The 16,406-nt window shown below is 66.1% G+C and carries 14 protein-coding genes, 1 tRNA gene and 1 pseudogene; 8 read left to right on the top strand and 8 right to left on the bottom strand.

What is annotated here, in order from left to right; all coding sequences use genetic code 11:
- Nucleotides 1-4 precede the first annotated feature (4 nt).
- The gene (pstB, locus tag HNR16_RS02300) at nt 5-784 is read left to right on the top strand and encodes a phosphate ABC transporter ATP-binding protein PstB (protein WP_158039426.1); all 780 of its coding nucleotides are present in this window, start codon (nt 5-7) and stop codon (nt 782-784) included.
- A gap of 585 nt (nt 785-1,369) precedes the next feature.
- On the opposite strand, the gene HNR16_RS02295 is transcribed toward pstB, so the two are convergent.
- The gene (locus tag HNR16_RS02295; protein WP_158039425.1) at nt 1,370-1,999 is read right to left on the bottom strand and encodes a DNA-directed RNA polymerase subunit beta; all 630 of its coding nucleotides are present in this window, start codon (nt 1,997-1,999) and stop codon (nt 1,370-1,372) included.
- Between the two features lie 225 nt (nt 2,000-2,224).
- Here HNR16_RS02295 and HNR16_RS02290 point away from each other — a divergent pair, with 225 nt between their 5' ends.
- The gene (locus HNR16_RS02290) at nt 2,225-3,010 is read left to right on the top strand and encodes a hypothetical protein (RefSeq protein ID WP_179558059.1); all 786 of its coding nucleotides are present in this window, start codon (nt 2,225-2,227) and stop codon (nt 3,008-3,010) included.
- 37 nt (nt 3,011-3,047) lie between these two features.
- Here the strand turns inward: HNR16_RS02290 and HNR16_RS02285 are convergent, their stop codons facing one another.
- The 3 genes from HNR16_RS02285 to HNR16_RS02275 all read right to left on the bottom strand — a co-directional run bounded on the left by HNR16_RS02285 (nt 3,048) and on the right by HNR16_RS02275 (nt 5,941).
- Nucleotides 3,048-3,653 (bottom strand): response regulator transcription factor, encoded by a 606-nt coding sequence (locus HNR16_RS02285; RefSeq protein ID WP_158039424.1) that lies wholly within the window; start codon nt 3,651-3,653, stop codon nt 3,048-3,050.
- On the bottom strand, nt 3,650-4,852 hold the full coding sequence (locus HNR16_RS02280) for a sensor histidine kinase (protein ID WP_158039423.1): 1,203 nt from the start codon (nt 4,850-4,852) through the stop codon (nt 3,650-3,652). The genes HNR16_RS02285 and HNR16_RS02280 overlap by 4 nt, the downstream gene beginning before the upstream one ends.
- Nucleotides 4,853-4,948: 96 nt before the next feature.
- The gene (locus HNR16_RS02275) at nt 4,949-5,941 is read right to left on the bottom strand and encodes a CPBP family intramembrane glutamic endopeptidase (protein ID WP_158039422.1); all 993 of its coding nucleotides are present in this window, start codon (nt 5,939-5,941) and stop codon (nt 4,949-4,951) included.
- 198 nt (nt 5,942-6,139) lie between these two features.
- Between HNR16_RS02275 and HNR16_RS02270 the strand changes: the two genes are divergently transcribed.
- Nucleotides 6,140-6,212 (top strand) — tRNA-Lys (locus tag HNR16_RS02270).
- 43 nt (nt 6,213-6,255) lie between these two features.
- A complete protein-coding gene (locus HNR16_RS18035) occupies nt 6,256-6,615 on the top strand; it encodes a hypothetical protein (RefSeq protein WP_225737750.1) in 360 nt (119 codons plus the stop codon).
- A 141-nt stretch (nt 6,616-6,756) separates the two neighbouring features.
- Here the strand turns inward: HNR16_RS18035 and HNR16_RS18030 are convergent.
- Nucleotides 6,757-7,836 (bottom strand): annotated as a pseudogene (locus HNR16_RS18030) (recombinase family protein); the annotation flags it as partial.
- 443 nt (nt 7,837-8,279) lie between these two features.
- Here HNR16_RS18030 and HNR16_RS02260 point away from each other — a divergent pair.
- From HNR16_RS02260 to HNR16_RS02245, 4 genes are read left to right on the top strand one after another with little or no spacing between them, the layout of a single operon-like run.
- Nucleotides 8,280-9,092: a hypothetical protein gene (locus tag HNR16_RS02260; protein ID WP_158039421.1), complete on the top strand. Its 813-nt coding sequence runs from the start codon at nt 8,280-8,282 to the stop codon at nt 9,090-9,092.
- 51 nt (nt 9,093-9,143) lie between these two features.
- Nucleotides 9,144-10,625: an Eco57I restriction-modification methylase domain-containing protein gene (locus HNR16_RS02255; protein WP_158039420.1), complete on the top strand. Its 1,482-nt coding sequence runs from the start codon at nt 9,144-9,146 to the stop codon at nt 10,623-10,625.
- Nucleotides 10,622-11,581, top strand: coding sequence for a BsuBI/PstI family type II restriction endonuclease (locus tag HNR16_RS02250; RefSeq protein ID WP_158039419.1), 960 nt, complete (start codon nt 10,622-10,624; stop codon nt 11,579-11,581). Before HNR16_RS02255 ends, HNR16_RS02250 begins: the two co-directional genes overlap by 4 nt.
- Before the next feature lie 40 nt (nt 11,582-11,621).
- Nucleotides 11,622-12,545, top strand: a complete 924-nt coding sequence (locus HNR16_RS02245; protein ID WP_158039418.1) for a hypothetical protein — start codon at nt 11,622-11,624, stop codon at nt 12,543-12,545.
- Nucleotides 12,546-12,709: 164 nt separating this feature from the next.
- Here the strand turns inward: HNR16_RS02245 and HNR16_RS02240 are convergent, their stop codons facing one another.
- From HNR16_RS02240 to HNR16_RS02230, 3 genes are all read right to left on the bottom strand, one after another.
- Nucleotides 12,710-14,731 carry an AAA family ATPase gene (locus HNR16_RS02240; protein WP_158039417.1) on the bottom strand — a complete coding sequence of 674 codons (2,022 nt, stop codon included), beginning with the start codon at nt 14,729-14,731 and terminating at the stop codon, nt 12,710-12,712.
- Between the two features lie 126 nt (nt 14,732-14,857).
- Complete coding sequence (locus HNR16_RS02235; RefSeq protein ID WP_158039416.1) at nt 14,858-15,139, bottom strand: helix-turn-helix domain-containing protein; 282 nt, start codon at nt 15,137-15,139, stop codon at nt 14,858-14,860.
- 408 nt (nt 15,140-15,547) lie between these two features.
- Nucleotides 15,548-16,333 carry a MerR family transcriptional regulator gene (locus HNR16_RS02230; RefSeq protein WP_158039415.1) on the bottom strand — a complete coding sequence of 262 codons (786 nt, stop codon included), beginning with the start codon at nt 16,331-16,333 and terminating at the stop codon, nt 15,548-15,550.
- Nucleotides 16,334-16,406 lie beyond the last annotated feature (73 nt).

Here is a 16,406-nt window from a genome sequence, read left to right as displayed (position 1 = left end):
CCCTGTGTCCAAGCGCATCGAAGTCAACAACCTCGACGTCTACTACGACAAGTTCAAGGCCGTCGAAGACGTGTCGATGATCATCGAGCCCCGCAGCGTGACGGCCTTCATTGGCCCCTCGGGTTGCGGCAAGTCCACCTTCCTCCGCACGCTCAACCGCATGCACGAGGTCATCCCCAAGGCGTGGGTCGACGGCGAGGTGCTCCTCGACGGCAACAACCTCTACGGCCCCGGCGTCGACCCCGTGCTCGTCCGCTCGCAGGTCGGCATGGTCTTCCAGCGGCCGAACCCGTTCCCCACGATGTCGATCCGTGAGAACGTCCTGGCGGGCATCACGCTCAAGAACAAGCGCATCAGCAAGAGCGAGGCCGACGGCATCGTCGAGAAGTCGCTGCGCGGCGCGAACCTGTGGGAGGAGGTCAAGGACCGCCTCGACCTCCCCGGCTCGGGCCTCTCGGGCGGTCAGCAGCAGCGTCTGTGCATCGCCCGCGCGATCGCGGTGCAGCCCGACGTGCTGCTGATGGACGAGCCCTGCTCGGCGCTCGACCCCATCTCGACGCTCGCGATCGAGGACCTCATCGACGAGCTCAAGCAGGACTACACGATCGTCATCGTGACCCACAACATGCAGCAGGCCGGTCGCGTGAGCGACAAGACCGCGTTCTTCAACATCGCGGGTACCGGCAAGCCGGGCAAGCTCATCGAGTACGACGCCACGAAGACGATCTTCGAGAACCCGAGCGAGCAGGCCACGGAGGACTACGTGTCGGGCCGCTTCGGCTGATCCGTCCCTTCCCCTCGCCTCGCGCGCTGTCGCGGCCTCACCCGGTCACACACGGGGCCACGACAGCATCGCGGGAAAGAGACCGAAACGAAGCCGGGTTGTTGCTACCGGGCCGCAGGCCCGGTAGCAACAACCCGGCTTTGTTCGTGCGGGGAACGTGCTGCGGACGACACGATGCCCCGGTCCGTTCGGACCGGGGCATCTGATGTGTGGGGCCGGACCGCAGAACGCCTCTCGGCGGAAGGCCGCTCGAAGCGGCGAATATTGGAGCCCGGGGTTACTGCGGCCCGGCAGTCATCGAGTGTACGCGGCCCCGCGGTGCGTGTCGCCCCGTGGTGGCGGTGCTTCGCGAGGCGCGAACAGCCCGTGCCGGGTGTGTCGGCCGCGGCATCGCGATCCGCGTTCAGGGCGATCCGCGTTCAGGGTGCACCGCGTTCAGGGCGATTCGCCTGCAGTGCGCGCCACGTGCAGCGCGCGCCACGTGCAGCGCGCGCCACGTGCAGCGCGCGCCACGTGCAGCGCGCGCCACGTGCAGCGCGCACCACGTTCAGGGTGCACCGCCCCGGAGCGCGTTGTCGCGACGCGTCAGTCCAGTGCGTCGTCGCGCGCCAGAAGTGCGCTCGCGTGCAGTTCCTGCGCGAACAACAGGAAGCGTGCCGATCGGAGCGTGTCGGTGTGGGCTCGGTCCGGCTCCGTGCGCTCCGCGTCGCCCGCGAGCGCAGCGGCTCCCTGCGACATGACGGCGCAGAATGCGGCGGCACGCTCGAGCGCGATCGAGAAGTCGCCCGTGAACGCGCCCCGCAGGATCTCGTCGGTGAGGGCCACGATCTCGTCCGGCCCCGTCGGCGTGACGGCACCGGCGACGACGTGACCGATTCCCCGGTCGACCTCGAGCCCGCGGCGGAACACGTAGCTCGCGTCCTCGGGATCGCGTTTCACCGACTCGCGGACGAGGTAGAGCCGCCACAGCGAGCCCGGGAGCGACTCCGCGCTCGCCGGCGCCCACACCTCGGCGATGTCGTCGATGCCGTGCTCGTCGGTGAAGGCGATCATGCGGTCGAGCACCTCGGCGTCGCGCTCACCGCGCGCACGGTTCAACAGTGCCGACGCGGTGTCGTGGGCGACGCGCGTCACATCGGCGGGATCGTGCCCGCCGAGCAGCGCCTCGAACGCCTCGAGCGGGACCCGCACGGGCCTGTGGAACCGATCCGTCACAGAGCTGCCTCTCCTGCGTCCTTCGACGCGTCGACCGAGGCGTGTTGGCGCATCGGGGCCACGTCCGTCCGACGGAGGTCCGTCGGTTCGCGACCGTCATCCATTGTGCGCCCCGCTCCCGACGATTGCGAGCGGATCACCCATCGGCGAACCACCCCGGCACACACTGCCGGCGCCCGGCCCGCCTTCCGGTCGTTCTCCGGGACGCCCGATAGGCTCGAGTTCATGGCCACCTCCTCGACTCCGCCCGCGTCCGAGGGCGCGGGGCAGGACGGCGGTTCGCTCGTCCACAGCGACTTCCCGCTCTCCTCGTACCCGGCGTACCGCGGCAAGCAGGTCGCGCTCACGCTCGTCGCGGTCGTGCTCGTCGTGACCCTGTTCGTGCCGTGGTGGCGTTCCGAGATCCCGCTCGACCGCGTGGCCGACTGGTTGAACGCGTGGCAGTTGCTGTGGCTCGGGTTCGGCCTGGGCAACCTCGCTGCCGCGACGGGGTACTCCGTCATCGGCAACATCCTCTTCGGGCTCGTTCCGGTGGTGCCGGTTCTGCTGCTGGTCGTCCAGATCATCCTCCGGATCGCGAACTTCGCGATGATCCCCGCGAACTCGCTGTTCCTCTGGTCGTTGCTCTCGGCGCTCGGGGCCGGCTGGATGTTCCTGTTCGGGTTCCTGCGCATCGACGCGGCGAACGGTGAATTCCCCGTTCTCGCCGGCCCGGGGATCGTCCTGCTCACGACGATCGTGCTGTGCACGCTCTGTGCCGTGTGGTGGTCGACGGAACGCGTCCACTTCCCGAAGCGTCGGTGGCTCGGCTTCGGGCCCGAGAAGCCCGATACGCGTGAGGAGCTCGACCCCGAGGCCCTGTTCGCCGACATCGAGCAGAACGACGCCGCCGAGGACATGCCGATCGACACGTCGACGATCGACATCTCGGAGGTCGTTGAGCGCACGCGTCGCCGTCAGGAGGTCCTCTCGGACGACGATGCCGAGGATCGGCGGCGGGACGCCCGCTGACCCCGCCGCGCGGCGCCGCGCTGCCGGGGAGAGCTCGTCAGATCCACCCGTGCTCGGACGCGATGCGCGCGGCCTCGTGGCGGTTGACGGCACCGAGTTTGGTGGCCGCCGCCGAGAGGTAGTTGCGCACGGTGCCTCGTGAGAGCGAGACGCGACCCGCGATCTCGTCGACCGACGCGCCGTCGCGAGCGAGGGCGAGGACATCGGCCTCGCGTGGTGTGAGCGGTGAGTCGCCCGCCGAGATCGCTTCGGCCGCCAACTGCGGGTCGACGTGACGGCCGCCCGCCGCGACGGTTCGCACGACCTGTGCGAGGACGGCGGCGGGCACGGTCTTGGGTACGAATCCCCGGACACCGGCCGCGAGCGCCGACTTGAGGTAGCCGGGGCGACCGTGCGACGTGACGATGATGCAGCGACAGTCGGGTTTTTCGCTCGCGAGGGTGCGGGCGACCTCGATGCCGTCGGGCGCCGGCATCTGCAGGTCGAGGAGCGCGATGTCGGGGTGCAGGGAGCGGGCGGCCGAGAGCGCTTCGCTCCCCGATGCGGCGCGTGCGACGACCTCGAAGTCGTCCTCGAGTTCGAGCAGACCGGCGATCGCGTCGCGGATGAGCTGTTCGTCGTCGGCGAGCAGGATGCGGATCATCGGGACACCTCCGTGTGGGTGGGCGCGGTCGCCTCGAGGAGGAACCAGTCGCCGTCGCGGCGGACCTCGAGCGCGCCGCCCATCGCGCGCAGTCGTTCGGACATCGCGTCGATGCCGGACCCGCCCTCGCCGCCCTCGCGCGCCCCTGCGCCGTCGTTGGCGAGCGTGAGGACGATCTCGTGCGCCTCCGCGGCGGTCGCGATCGTGACGGTCGAGGCCTCCGAGTGCCGCAGGATGTTGGTGACGCCCTCGCGTACGACCCAGGCGAGCGTCTCCGCCACCACGGGTGGGACGTCGTCGCCGCTCACGATGCAGCGGATGCCCGCCGAGTCGAGGAGCGCGCGCGCCCCTTCGAGTTCCTCGGCCCAGCTCGGGCGGAGTTCGCCGCGGACGACGCGTCGCACCTCCGTCCCCGCGGTCTCGGCGAGTCTGCGCACCTCGGCCATCTCGACGCCCGCACGCTCCTGTTTGCCGCGGCGACTCAGTTCGCTCGCGAGTTCGCTCTTGACGGCGATCGTCGCGAGCGTTCGTCCGAACACGTCGTGCAGGTCGCGCGAGATGCGCAGGCGCTCCTCGGCGAGCGCGAGATCGGCGCGCACTTCGTGCGCGTCCTGGAGTTCGTACATCACGCGGAGCATCCAGACGGTGAGCCAGGCCATCCACGAGAGGAACCACACGAACAGTGCGACCAGGATCGCGTCACCGGCCGAGACGAACACGCCGTAGCCGATGATCGGCACCGTGAGCACCGCGCACACGACAAGCAGTTGCCTGCTCGAGAGTTGGGGAGTGAGTGCGGACACGATCGTCCCGATCGCACACACCGCCGCGACGGTGAGTCCGCGCCCGTAGACCTCGAGGTCGACGGAGGCGAGGAACGCAGCGCACGTCAGATGGATGACGGCGGCCGCCGCCCAGGCGGCGAGGAGCCACGCCGGCAGCGGCGAGTCCTCCTCGGAGAGACGCTGGAATCCGGCCCGGGCGACGACGATGTTGCACCCGACGAGCGCGAGCGCCGACACGCCCAGGAGCAGTGACACCGCGATCGTCCCGCCGACCATGTCCCCTTGGCGCAGGCGGAAGGAGGCGATGGCCGCGAACGGCATGAGCGGGGCGAGGGGGAGCGCGAGAAGGATGTACAGCGACCATCGGACGTAGCCTTCGAATCGCCGTGCCGAGGTCATCCCGAACCGGTCCATGGGTCTATTCTCCTGTCGATCGGGGGTGGCGTGGTCGAGCGGCTTCGTCGACGCCCCGCGGCGCGCCGGATTCGACGCGGCGCGGGGCGCCCGCGGTCACCGGGCCCGGGTCGCAGCCGTCTCGCTGTCGTGTCCGATCGGCGTCGGCATCGGCGGGACGCCGGGGCGTGCGGGGCATGTGACGGTCCCGACGCGTCGTGTCGCGATCCAGACGACGACGCCGGTGCCGGCGACCATCGCGCACAGGAGCAGCACCGAGGGGTTCCCGACGCCGGCGGAGCGGTCGAACCCGGCCGCGAGGTCCGCGTGCAGCACGATCTGGAGGAGGATCGCGATGGTGTTGTTGACGGCGTGGAGTGCGACGGCGATCTCGATCCCGCCGGTTCGCCACGAGATGAGCGCGAGGGTCGCGCCGAACACGAGGTAGTAGAGGTTCAGCCACGGGTCGAGCGCGAGGTGCGCGCACATGAACAGAACGCTGCTCACGAGGACCCCGATGACGAGGCCGGAACGTGGGCCGCGTCCCCAGCTCGATGCGATCTGGAAGATGAGGCCTCGGAATCCGTACTCCTCCCCCATCGACTGGAGTGGCGTGACGACGAGGACGACGAGGAGCATCGCGACGAGGTCCACCGTCGTCCAGGCGGTCGCTTGGATGGGGAACAGGAAGGCCGTCAGGCAGATGTACACGGCCCAGACGGGAACAAGGATCGCAACGGCCCGCCCGAAGCGGTCGAAGCGGAATCGGTCGGCGAGCGACGAGAGCGAACCTGCCGGGAGTTTGAAGAGCCATCGCTGGAGAAGCATGCTCCACGGCGTGAGGAGCGCGAGGGCGAGCATGTTGCTCGCGAAGACGACGGGCGAGAGGACGAAGGTGCCGTCGACGATCGCGGACCGTCCCGCGAGCGAGTCGACGAGCATGCCGATCGGGGTGAGGATCAGCCCGAAGCCGACGAGGCCGGCGAGGAGGAGCAGGAGGGCGACGATGCCCCGCCATGCCCGTGGTCGTGTCTCGGCGATGGTCCGGTGGTAGGCCGTGCGGACCGGGTCCGCCGACACTTCGGTGTGGATGCTGGGTCCGGTGTTCATGTCTACGAGCTTGCCGAACGCCGAGCGTCGGCGCCCGTGTCGCCGCTCACCGCTTCGTCTTGGCCACACACGGGTTGCCCGTGACGAATGTCACGACCGGTTCGGCGGCTCTCGCGGCGCGTTGTGCAGCTTGCGCCACCCGGTGCGATGCGGGTGGCGAGCCACGGTACGCTTGTCGAGTCACGCTCCGCGTGACGTGGGCCTGTAGCTCAGTTGGCAGAGCATCGGACTTTTAATCCGCGGGTCGTGGGTTCGAGCCCCACCGGGCCCACCCAAAGTGTCTTACGGGAACACGCGACATCGAGAGATGTGGTGTGTTCCCGTTTGGCTTCCTTGCCTCTGGCTGCCTCGGTCACGATGGTGGCGAACGGTTCCGCGAGGCGTGGGCGCAGCTGCTCGTCTTCAGTGATCTCCAACCGCGTGTAGAACGCTTGGTTCGCCAGTCTCCTGCTCCCGTCGTCGGAGTGGGCGTAGGCGTGGTGCGCGTCGGTGAGGAGCCGCAGGCTGTCGTGGAGGAAGGCCCGACCGCCGGTGTGTTGTTTGTCGTGCTGGGCGAGGCGGTGCTCGATGTCGGCCAGCCCAGCGCGGATGCGGTCTTGGTGCCGCTTGAGTGTCGGGAGGTCGATCGCGTCGGCGAAGTGCGCTGCGACCAGCTTGTCGCTCTCAGATTCTAGGCGTGCCCGGTTCGCGGTGAGGTCGGTGAACTCCTGATCCCGCCCGGCACCACGCTTGTCGAACGCCGCGTCGACCTCGGCGGCAAGGTGTTGGTAGTCGTCTTCGCTGATCGTGATGCTGGCGTAGGAGTCCTCGACCAGTCGTTCCGCGACCTGCACAGGAACCGCACGTCGGGTGCAGGCGGTCTTCTTCGCCGCTCGACCGGAGCAGACGAAGTAGGCGTAGGTCGTGCCGCGCGGATTGGTGGCGAAGTCCAGCAGCATCCGCGACCCGCAACTTCCGCAGTGCAACAGACCTTTCAGGTGGTGGGCGTGCTGCACGTGCCGGGTCGCCTGCGCATTGCGGGCCTTCAGGAGCGATTGCACCTCATAGAACAGAGTTGGCTCGATCAACGGTTCGTGCGCTCCGGGATGCAGAGCGCCCTTGTAGCGGATGACTCCGGCGTAGTAGGGGTTGGTCAGCAGCTTGTAGAGCGTGTTCTTCCCCAGCGGCTTCGACGGCCGCTTCGGCGACGGCACGGTCGTCAGACCCCGCGCCGTCAGGTCGCGCAACAGCCCGCTCACGGAGCTCTCGCCCTGGGCGTAGGTCTCGAACGCCCACCTGATCAACGGCGCACGCTCGGGATCGACCTCGACCGTCCGAACCTCTCGGCCTTGGTCGTCGGTGCGGCGGACGTTGAGGTATCCGACCGGGGCACGCATCGGGGTGCCACCCTGTGCGAGCTTCTGCGTCAGCCCCTTGGTGACCTCGGTGGCGAGGTTCCGTGAGTAGAACTCGGCAATCGACGACATGATGCCGTGGACAAGCATCCCCGAGGGCGTCTGGTCGATGGACTCTGTCGCCGAGACGAGTGTGACTCCGGCGTTGATGAGGGCTTCGTGAATCTTCACGTCATCGGCCCGGTTGCGGGCAAGCCGGTCGAGCTTGTGCACGATGCAGAACTGCACCCGCGTCGCGGTGATGAACGCGAGCATGTCCTGCAAGCCGTCGCGATCGGCCGAGCGGGCGGACTCGCCCGCGTCCACGAACTCCCGCACGACCCGCGCCCCGAGTTCCTCGGCCTTGCGCTGGTTGGCCTCGCGCTGGGCGGGGATCGAGAACCCCTCCTCCGTGCCGCCGCGCTCCGCCTGTTCCCTTGTCGAGACACGCAGGTAGGACACCGCAAGCAGCACCGGGGCTTCCTCCTCGGTGCTGGCGTCAGTGGTGAGCGTGGTGGTCATGATGGGCCTCCTTCGTGGCGGAGTCGGTCGCTTCGAGTAGTGGAGATCATGATCCCCGAACCGCTCGGCGCTTCGGGGAGACTGACGGTTCCGGAAATTTTCCGGCACCGACTGCGCCGCCCAAGGTCAAGGGTTCGATGCCGACGGGCAGCGGGAGCCCGTAGGGGTCGGGCTCGCCGTTGATCCATGCGCGGTGCCGAGCCTCGGCGATTCCGAGCACCCACTCGATGAGCTTGGCACGATCAGGCTCATCACGCCGCGTCACACGTAGCCACAGGCGTCGATCCTCAGTCCTCATGACAAGTAGGTGCGCAGCACCTCCCAAACGCGGATCACCACGCCGGATTACTGCCCATCAATCAGACCCTGTTTGAGACGACACGCATCTTGCAGATCGAGGAATCGCCACTTACGTCGGTGACGAAACCGACGTACCGTAGAACATGGCCACCAAACGCTACGACCCCACAGCGACCGACTTCGACGGCCGCTACGCCCGCTGGGTAGCCGCCCTCGAATCCGGCACCGAAGCCGAGCTACTCGAAGCCACCATGGCACTCCCGACGCTCAACAGGCGCGTGCTCAAGAAGCTCGCCGCGGTTGATCGGGACGAACCAGACTCGACGGTGCGGGCGGAGCAGAAGCGCGTGATCGTGCTGCTCAGCGAGATCAACGCCAACCAGGCCGCACGCCTCCGTGAACGGAAGCAAGCGGAGCAGCGTCGCCGCGACCGGACCGTGCGTGTCGAGCGCCGAGTCGAGCTACCCGCCACCTGCGCCAGATGCGGCACCAAGCTCAAGGAAGTGAAGTCCACGGGCAGGCCGCGCCTGTACTGCTCGCCCGCCTGCCGCAAGGCCGCCTACGAAGACCGCCGCGCCCACCGCGATGGCGCGGTCAAGGTGCAGATCGTTGAGAGACTCGTCACCGAGGTGCGGGAGCGCCGCATCGAGGTACCTCATCCGAGGAGCGACTGCATCGATGCTGTGCTCTACGACAACGATGCTCTCGTCCAGGCCATGTGGGTGCTCATCGACAACGTCGCCGACGAGAACTACGAAGCACTCAACCCCGACCAGCCAAGGTTCTGGGATCTCTACAACAACGTCGAAGTCCTCTACGAGGCGCTCGTGAAGCGTGCAGCAGCCGATGACCGTCGCCCTGCCGCGCCCGACGAGTCGACACCGAGGAACAAGCACAGGCGCAACATGCAGCTCATGACCCGGCGGCATCCGTCGATGGGAGCGATTGACCAGTAGCACGCGGCGTGCTCCCCGGTCGCTGTCGGTGGTCCCAGATACGATGAGAGAGTGTTGGCGACAGACCTCTTAGGCATCGCCGAGGTCGAGCGAGTCGCCGCCCTCGGCGGCCTCGACGCGCGTACGCAGAGCGACCTGGGGCAGTTCTTCACCCCCGCCGCCGCCGCTCAGCTGATTGCCTCCCTGCCGAGCCTGCCATCGACCGGCACACTGCGCGTGCTCGATCCTGGAGCCGGCTCAGGCGTGCTCACCGCAGCTTTAGTGAGCCGCGTGTTGACAGAGCGGCCGGAGTTGTCGGTAGAGATCGTCGCAGTCGAACGAGACCCTGCCATGCTGCCACACCTTCAGGCAACCCTCGCCGAGTGCGAGCGCGCTGGGGAAGGTCGAGTGGTGGCGGAGGCCGTCGTGGCCGATTTCATTCTCGATTCCACGGGCTTAGATGCCTCACTCAGTCTGGATGCACAGTTCGATCTAGTAATCGAGAATCCGCCTTACGGCAAGCTCGCGGCGTCAAGCACACACCGAACCGCCATGCGTGCCGCCGGAGTCGATACTCCGAACCTCTACGCTGCGTTCCTTGCCCTGTCTGTCGCAGCGCTGCGTCCTGGTGGGCAGGTTGTTGCGATCACACCCCGATCATTCTTCAACGGCCCGTACTTCGGCGGTTTTCGCTCCCACTTGCTCGACTCCATCGCGCTTGACCGGGTACACGTCTTCGACTCCCGCTCGACTGTGTTCGCCGACACGGGCGTGCTTCAGGAGAACGTCATCTTCTCTGGAACTCGGGGAGCTAGTCCCGATGTCGTTGAGCTTTCGGTCAGCCGCGACCACACCGACGACATCGCGTCGCGCCTCGTACCCTACGACGATGTCGTCTTCCCAGATGACCCCAACCGATTCATCCGACTGGCAACCGATGTCGAGGACACCAGGGTTGCCGAGCTGGTGCTGTCCCAGCCTTGCGCACTGACCGATCTTGGCGTACAGGTGTCGACCGGGCGGGTGGTGGACTTCCGTTCACGCCATGCGCTTAGCGGCGTCGAACTGCCGGAGGCGGTACCGCTGATCTATCCGGGCAATCTCCGGGACGGTGGAGTGCTCTGGCCTCGGGCAATCCGCAAGCCTCAATGGTTCCAACCGATCGACGACAAACACCGGGCGATGATCCTCCCGGAGGGCTGGTACACCGTCGTCAAACGGTTCAGTGCGAAGGAAGAGCGCCGACGGATCGTGGCATCAGTCTGGTCGCCTAACGACAACCCTGGTGAAGTGGCCTTCGAGAACCACCTCAACGTGTTCCACATCGGAGGTCGCGGGCTGGACGAAGACCTCGCTAGAGGCATCTCGGTCTGGCTCAACTCGTCGGTAATCGACAAGTTCTTCCGCACCTTCTCGGGCCACACTCAAGTCAACGCCACCGATCTCCGCACCCTGCGGTTCCCAAGCATGGAGACCCTGCGTTGCCTCGGGCGGAACGCCGTCGTGTCGCAGGTCGAGGTCGACTCTCTTGTCATGGAGTTGATTGCCGCATGAGCGAGCTGAGCAACGACGCCTACGAACGAGTCGAAGATGCCCGCATCGCCCTGGAGACGCTCGGCATGGATGCAGAGCGCAGCAACGAACGTTCCGCGCTCGTGCTCCTGGCCCTCCTACGGCTCACACCCGCTGAGTCATGGGCAGAGGCAGCCAACCCGATGCTCGGAACACGGGCGATCATGGACTTCATCCGCGACGAGTACGGCAAGGACTACGCGCCGAACACTCGCGAGACCGTCCGACGGTTCACACTCCACCAGTTCGTGGAAGCACGACTCGTTGTCCAGAACCCTGACGAGCCGCAACGCCCTGTGAACTCACCCAAGTGGAACTACCAGGTCACCGCCGAGGCACTGGACGTTCTGCGCGCCTACGGCACCGACGCCTGGCAATCCGCAACCGACCGATACCTTGCTGACCTTCCCGGACTCAAAGCACGCTACGCGGCTGCGCGCGAGATGGATCGCATCCCGCTGACCCTCCCGGACGGCTCGATCTTCACCCTTTCGCCCGGCGGGCAGAACGTGCTCCTCAAAGCGATGGTCGAAGACTTCTGCCCTCGCTTCACACCCGGTGGGCAAGTGCTCTACATCGGCGACGCGGGCGACAAGTGGGCACTCTTCGAACGAGAGACCCTGTCCTCACTCAACGTCGAGGTCGATGAGCACGGCAAGATGCCCGACCTCGTCATCTACCTCCCCGACCGCAACTGGCTCGTGCTCCTGGAAGCAGCAAGCTCACACGGCCCGGTCGACTCGAAACGCCAAGCCGAACTCGCCGGCCTGTTCGCACAGTCAACGGCAGGCCTCGTCTACGTCTCCTGCTTCCCCAACCGGGCAGAGTTTCGCAAGTACGTCGACAAGATCGCCTGGGAATCCGAAGTCTGGTGCGCCGACCACCCCACGCACATGATCCACTACAACGGCGAACGCTTCCTCGGGCCATACGAATGAGTCAGTTGGCCGTCAAACTAGGGATCGAACCGGAGCAGCCATGGTTGATCGTCGGATGACCTTGCCCACTTCGGGTGAAGTTGTGGCCGCCCTGCGCGACGCTGGTTGGCTCTTGGAGCAGGACACTGCTCGCGCTTTGGGCGCCGGTGGATTCCACGTGATGCAGGGTAAGGCGTTTCCTGATCCAGACGACGCGACCGTATCACGCGAGATAGACGTTCATGGCTATCGACAGCTCTATCGCGACGATGAACTATCGTTCAGCGTCGGCCTTCGGGTTCTTGCCGAGTGCAAGCAGAGTTCGATGCCTTACGTAGTGGTAGGCGGCCCCGCGAGCCGCTACGAGTTGGAGCGGGACCGAAAGGAACAACACTTCCGGTTCCCGACAGTCGAGACTGGGCGGACGGAACTTGGGGACGGTCGAGCGCAGCTTCACTGCACGCGTGCTCGTGAGTATCTCGGGATCGACAAGCTGCCAGGCAATCCGTGGGAGGGCGGTTTCCTCGGGACTCAGCTGACCCGCCTGGACCGTAAGCAGACCTGGCTCGCGGACAACCGGGGGATCTTCACGTCATTGGTCTACCCGCTGGCAAAGGCGTTGACGTACTTTCGTTCGCAGGCGAATAGGACCTCCTACGTCATGCACCGGCCAGATCAGGAATGGGCAAGCATCGACTTCTATTACCCCGTAGTCGTCACCTCTGCACCAGTATTCGCGGTTGACGTCATGAGCGAGAATGTTGAAGCCGTTGAGGTCCCATGGGCTGCCGTGACCCGCGAGATCAAGTCGGCAAAGGTCGATGGACAGTTCAACATCGACGTCGTGTCTGCCGGGTCGCTCTCCACCTACCTGGCGGACCGTGTAAACAAGTTTGGCAACGCAGTCGCGGAGATCGCGAGCAACGACCCTCAGCGCTTTGTCAGCCATCAGGATCATGAGTACGCGCCTCGCCTCAACAGCTAACACCAGTCTTCGTCCAGGCGGTGCCACGGTGAACGCCGAACTGCTCGTCAAAGTGGTGACGCTGATGCCGCACTTGCGGGACCGTACGTACGGCGCCCGCTTCCTTGTCAGATCGAGCTAAGCTATTGAGTGAGCGTCTGTCGTTGCAAGAGTCAGTCACTCGCCTATGCGAGCGACCTGTTCGCGGCTGCGACGAGCGACGCCCAGGACCTCTGCTCATCGCCGGTCAAAGCGTCAGCGCCATTGGTAGCGAGCCATCGGACGAAAGCGCGAGCAAGCTTCCACTTCGATACTCCGGTGTGTTCGTCGGCCAGAATCTCCATGATCGGCCGCTGCGATTGTGCTGCGATCGTAGCGACACTGTCCCATCCGCACTCGTCTCGCGCAACGAGGCCGAGGCTGACACGAAGCAGGTCCTCAATCTCGGCTCGCTGAACCCCGGTGATGTGATCGCCGGTTCGGAGGATGCGCTTGTTGGTAAGGAGCTGCCAGAGGGCTTCCTGTTCCGCGGCTTTGTCCCCGGCGGCGTCCGAGTCCAGCAACGCGGCAACTTTCAAATCTTGGCTGGTGAGAATCGTGCTGTAGTAGACGACCTTGCTGGCGCTACCCGCCGGCACGAGCGCTATTCCGTCGTCTAGCGTGGCACCGCCTTGCGCGGCGAATGCCGAGTTCAGGGCTTCGACGTAGAGCAGGTCTGTCACGCCTTCGACCACCAGATTCTTCTGGTGTGTGAACATGCTCTGCGCGAGGTCGTAGCCCAAAGCCGCCTGGAGGGGGTAGATCGACTTCGGATCATCGACTGCGAGACGGGTGTGGACCTTCGTGCCCGTCTTCCGATCGGTCATTTCGACTATGCGAACTAGATCGAGTTCGTCCGAGCCGACCATAAAGGGCGAGTGGGTCGTGTAGAGAATCTGGTTTCCCTCGGCGAGCCGCGAGACCGTCTTGCGGAACTCCTGCTGCTTCAGGGCGTGGAGACTCAGGCCGGGCTCGTCCAGAAGGAGGATCGCGTCCTTCAGATCGTCCTTGGCCTGGGCATGGAAGACGACAAAGAACGAGACGAGCCAGCGAAAACCCTCGCTCCGCTGATCCAACTCGACGGGAATGCCGAGCTCGTCCTCGACCAAGGTCTGGAGGTACTGGCCATCTACATCCAAACGAATGGTCAGCCTATCGTCGTTCCAGACTCTCCGAATCTCCTCAGTGAGCCGCGCTCCCGCCGTCTGGAGCGCCCTCTTTCGCTCAGTGACGCGGCGTTCGTGGGCGGCCAACTCCTGCTTGTACTGATTCTGGACGTTGACATCATTGTCGTAGTTGTGCCCCTTCTCGGGCGCTTCGGATGCCATGTCGGAGAGTTCCTTGGCGGTGAATCCCAGGAACTTTAGCAGTTGCAAGTTCCCGAAGTCGTAGTCCAGGTCGATTTCTCCAGACGCTTCGCGCTCGGCCAACCGATTGAGGTGAATGCGCGGGCGGACCGCGAAGTACGAGGAGTAGTAGACGAAAGGAGGCATGCGATCCGCTAGGTGCTTGCCGATCTTGTCGCGCGCAAGAGCACTCTTGAGCACTCCGCTCAGCGCATCCCAATGGGTCTCGGCGGCAGACCCCTCTGCGAACAACGGCAATGCTGCATCAAGGTGCGTCTTCAGTCCAGCGGCTACCTCGCCACTGATCGCGGCATCTGAGGCTTGTGCGTCTTTCCAATCCGATATCGCCTTGGCGACTTGCTTCGCATCTTCGTCGGATTGCTTGTTCATCGCGCCCGCGAGGCGGAGGATCGCCTTCTCGGCATCACCCATGGTTGGCGCCGAGGGAAGCCCTGTCACCGAATAGGTCCGCTTCTTGTTCATCCAGGCGGTCATGACGAGCCGGATGTCATCGGAGCCTTCTGGCAGGCTCAGACCGGCTAGGTCTTTCGGCTCCGGTCGCATCACGACGCGGGCCACAGCCAGCGTTGCCGGGTCAAGGTTCTTCCGGCGGATGTCGTCAACCATGGCCGCGGGCGCGTCGAAGAGCCAGTCGATCGAGGCGGTGTCATCGGTGGGGCTGGCGTGCTGTAACGCCTTCAGCAGAGCGGTCTTACCCGCCTCGTTGATGCCTACGAGAATTGTCTTGTCGGGCTCCACCTCGAACTGACTGCTGTCGATCACGCAACGAAAGTTGCTGACCGTGGCGGACTCAACGCGCATCGTGACACCTCCCTTGTGTGCGGGCTCGGCATCGCCCTGGGAGTTTCAAGGGTATCGGTGAGGAGCGACACAGGCGGGGTGGCAGCGCGCGCGTCTATGAGATGAGTTCACGGGTTGCCTCCCTCGTCAGCCCTTGCGTGTCTTCGCCCACACCGTGCCCCGATGCACACCGAACCGGCGTGCGAGCACGATCACGCTGACGCCCTGCGCGCGGGCTGTTCGCATAGCGTCCACTTCCTCGTCGGTGAGGCGTGTTCGAGGTCGTTTCTTTGGTTCGGCTGACGCGCCGATCAGAGGGTCGTCGGCCTCGCACTCGGACTCGGCATCCTCGCGGATGCCTTGATTCCACGCGGAAACGAGCCTCTCGACCCGTGGTCGCCTGTTCCCGCAACGCTTCGTTGCGTCCACGGGATCGTCCCTCCCGGGCACGGACGACAGCGCAAGACGGCCGGGCCGTCCGGCGTGCAGATCGCATTGCCCGGCATCAAGAATCACGCGCAACTGCGCGCTCGGTCTCGTCCTTGCCGCGCGACCGACGGCGGCACCATCGGACACGTCATCAGCATTCGATGGATCGTGGCCTCGACGCTGCGGGCCGACCTCATCGCAGAGTGGGGCGGCGCGCGACGCGCTCGATGACCGCGACGTGCCGAGCACGCTGACCGGAGTGACGGCGCCGGGCGAAGACCGTCGGCTCGTGGAACCGGCGGCCGTGGCTGTGATCGTCGACTGGACGACGGGCGAGCGCCCGCGCCGGGCACATGCCCCGACCGGCCCGGGCCGGCGGACGGGCGTGCAGCGTCCGTCGACGTGGATTCAGACCCCGCTGGGGTCGCCCGTCCCCTCGATCCGATCGATGTGGGCCAGCAGCGCATCGCGCACGAAGACTGCTCCCTCGGCGCCGCCGTAGTTCGCCGCGAATCGCGCATCGCACACGTACATCTCCGCCAGCCCGCGCACGTAGCCCGCGAGGTCGCCGTCCGGATCGGCGGCCGGCGTGCCGGGAACGCTGCGGAGCCAGTCGACGTGCCGGCGCGCGAGTTCCTGGGCCTCGGGCGAGTCGGGCGTGAGCTCGGCGGAGTCGGCGACGGCGATCCAGTCCCGGCCGAGCTGGTGCGCCCGAGCCTTCCAGTCGCCGCGCTGCCGGTCGCTCAGGCCCCGCCACCACTGGTCCGAGCGTGCGTAGGCGTCGCTCCCCCAGCGTTGCTCGACCTCGTCCCTGTACTCGGTGTGCTCGAAGCCGTCGAACATGGTCTCTGCCATGAGTTCTTCCTCTCCCGTCAATGCGGTGATGGTGTGCTCGACCGCGGCGATCTGCCTGGCGAGCCTGTCCTGCTCCTCCCGGAGGAGTGACAGATGGGTGGTCAGCGCCGACACCTCGTCGTCCTCGTCCGCCAGGACACCGGCGATCTGCGCGAGCCCCAGCCCGAGTCCGCGCAGCAGCAGCACGCGTTGGAGCCGCACGAGTGCACGCTCGTCGTAGTAGCGGTACCCGTTGCGTCCGACTCGACTCGGCGGCACCACGCCGAGCTCGTCGTAGTGCCGCAGGGCTCGGCTCGTGGTGCCCGCCAGGCGGGCCGCGTGCTGGATCGACCACTCCATGCGAGAAACGGTAGAGCTTCTCGTTACGTCAACGTCAAGATGCTCGACAACCGCCCCTCGCTCGGTGGCACCC

This window comes from Pseudoclavibacter chungangensis, from assembly GCF_013410545.1.
Lineage (GTDB): Bacteria > Actinomycetota > Actinomycetes > Actinomycetales > Microbacteriaceae > Pseudoclavibacter > Pseudoclavibacter chungangensis.
The sequence above is the reverse complement of the archived record's forward strand: the minus strand, read 5'-3'. Positions and strand labels throughout refer to the sequence as shown.

Excerpts from the sequence above, each read along its gene's own strand:
- HNR16_RS02240 (WP_158039417.1), bottom strand. The coding sequence starts at position 14,731 with ATGCGCGTTGAGTCCGCCACGGTCAGCAACTTTCGTTGCGTGATCGAC.
- HNR16_RS02280 (WP_158039423.1), bottom strand. The coding sequence starts at position 4,852 with ATGGACCGGTTCGGGATGACCTCGGCACGGCGATTCGAAGGCTACGTC.
- HNR16_RS02290 (WP_179558059.1), top strand. The coding sequence starts at position 2,225 with ATGGCCACCTCCTCGACTCCGCCCGCGTCCGAGGGCGCGGGGCAGGAC.
- HNR16_RS02250 (WP_158039419.1), top strand. The coding sequence starts at position 10,622 with ATGAGCGAGCTGAGCAACGACGCCTACGAACGAGTCGAAGATGCCCGC.
- HNR16_RS02260 (WP_158039421.1), top strand. The coding sequence starts at position 8,280 with ATGGCCACCAAACGCTACGACCCCACAGCGACCGACTTCGACGGCCGC.
- HNR16_RS02285 (WP_158039424.1), bottom strand. The coding sequence starts at position 3,653 with ATGATCCGCATCCTGCTCGCCGACGACGAACAGCTCATCCGCGACGCG.
- HNR16_RS02275 (WP_158039422.1), bottom strand. The coding sequence starts at position 5,941 with ATGAACACCGGACCCAGCATCCACACCGAAGTGTCGGCGGACCCGGTC.
- HNR16_RS02245 (WP_158039418.1), top strand. The coding sequence starts at position 11,622 with ATGGTTGATCGTCGGATGACCTTGCCCACTTCGGGTGAAGTTGTGGCC.
- HNR16_RS02230 (WP_158039415.1), bottom strand. The coding sequence starts at position 16,333 with ATGGAGTGGTCGATCCAGCACGCGGCCCGCCTGGCGGGCACCACGAGC.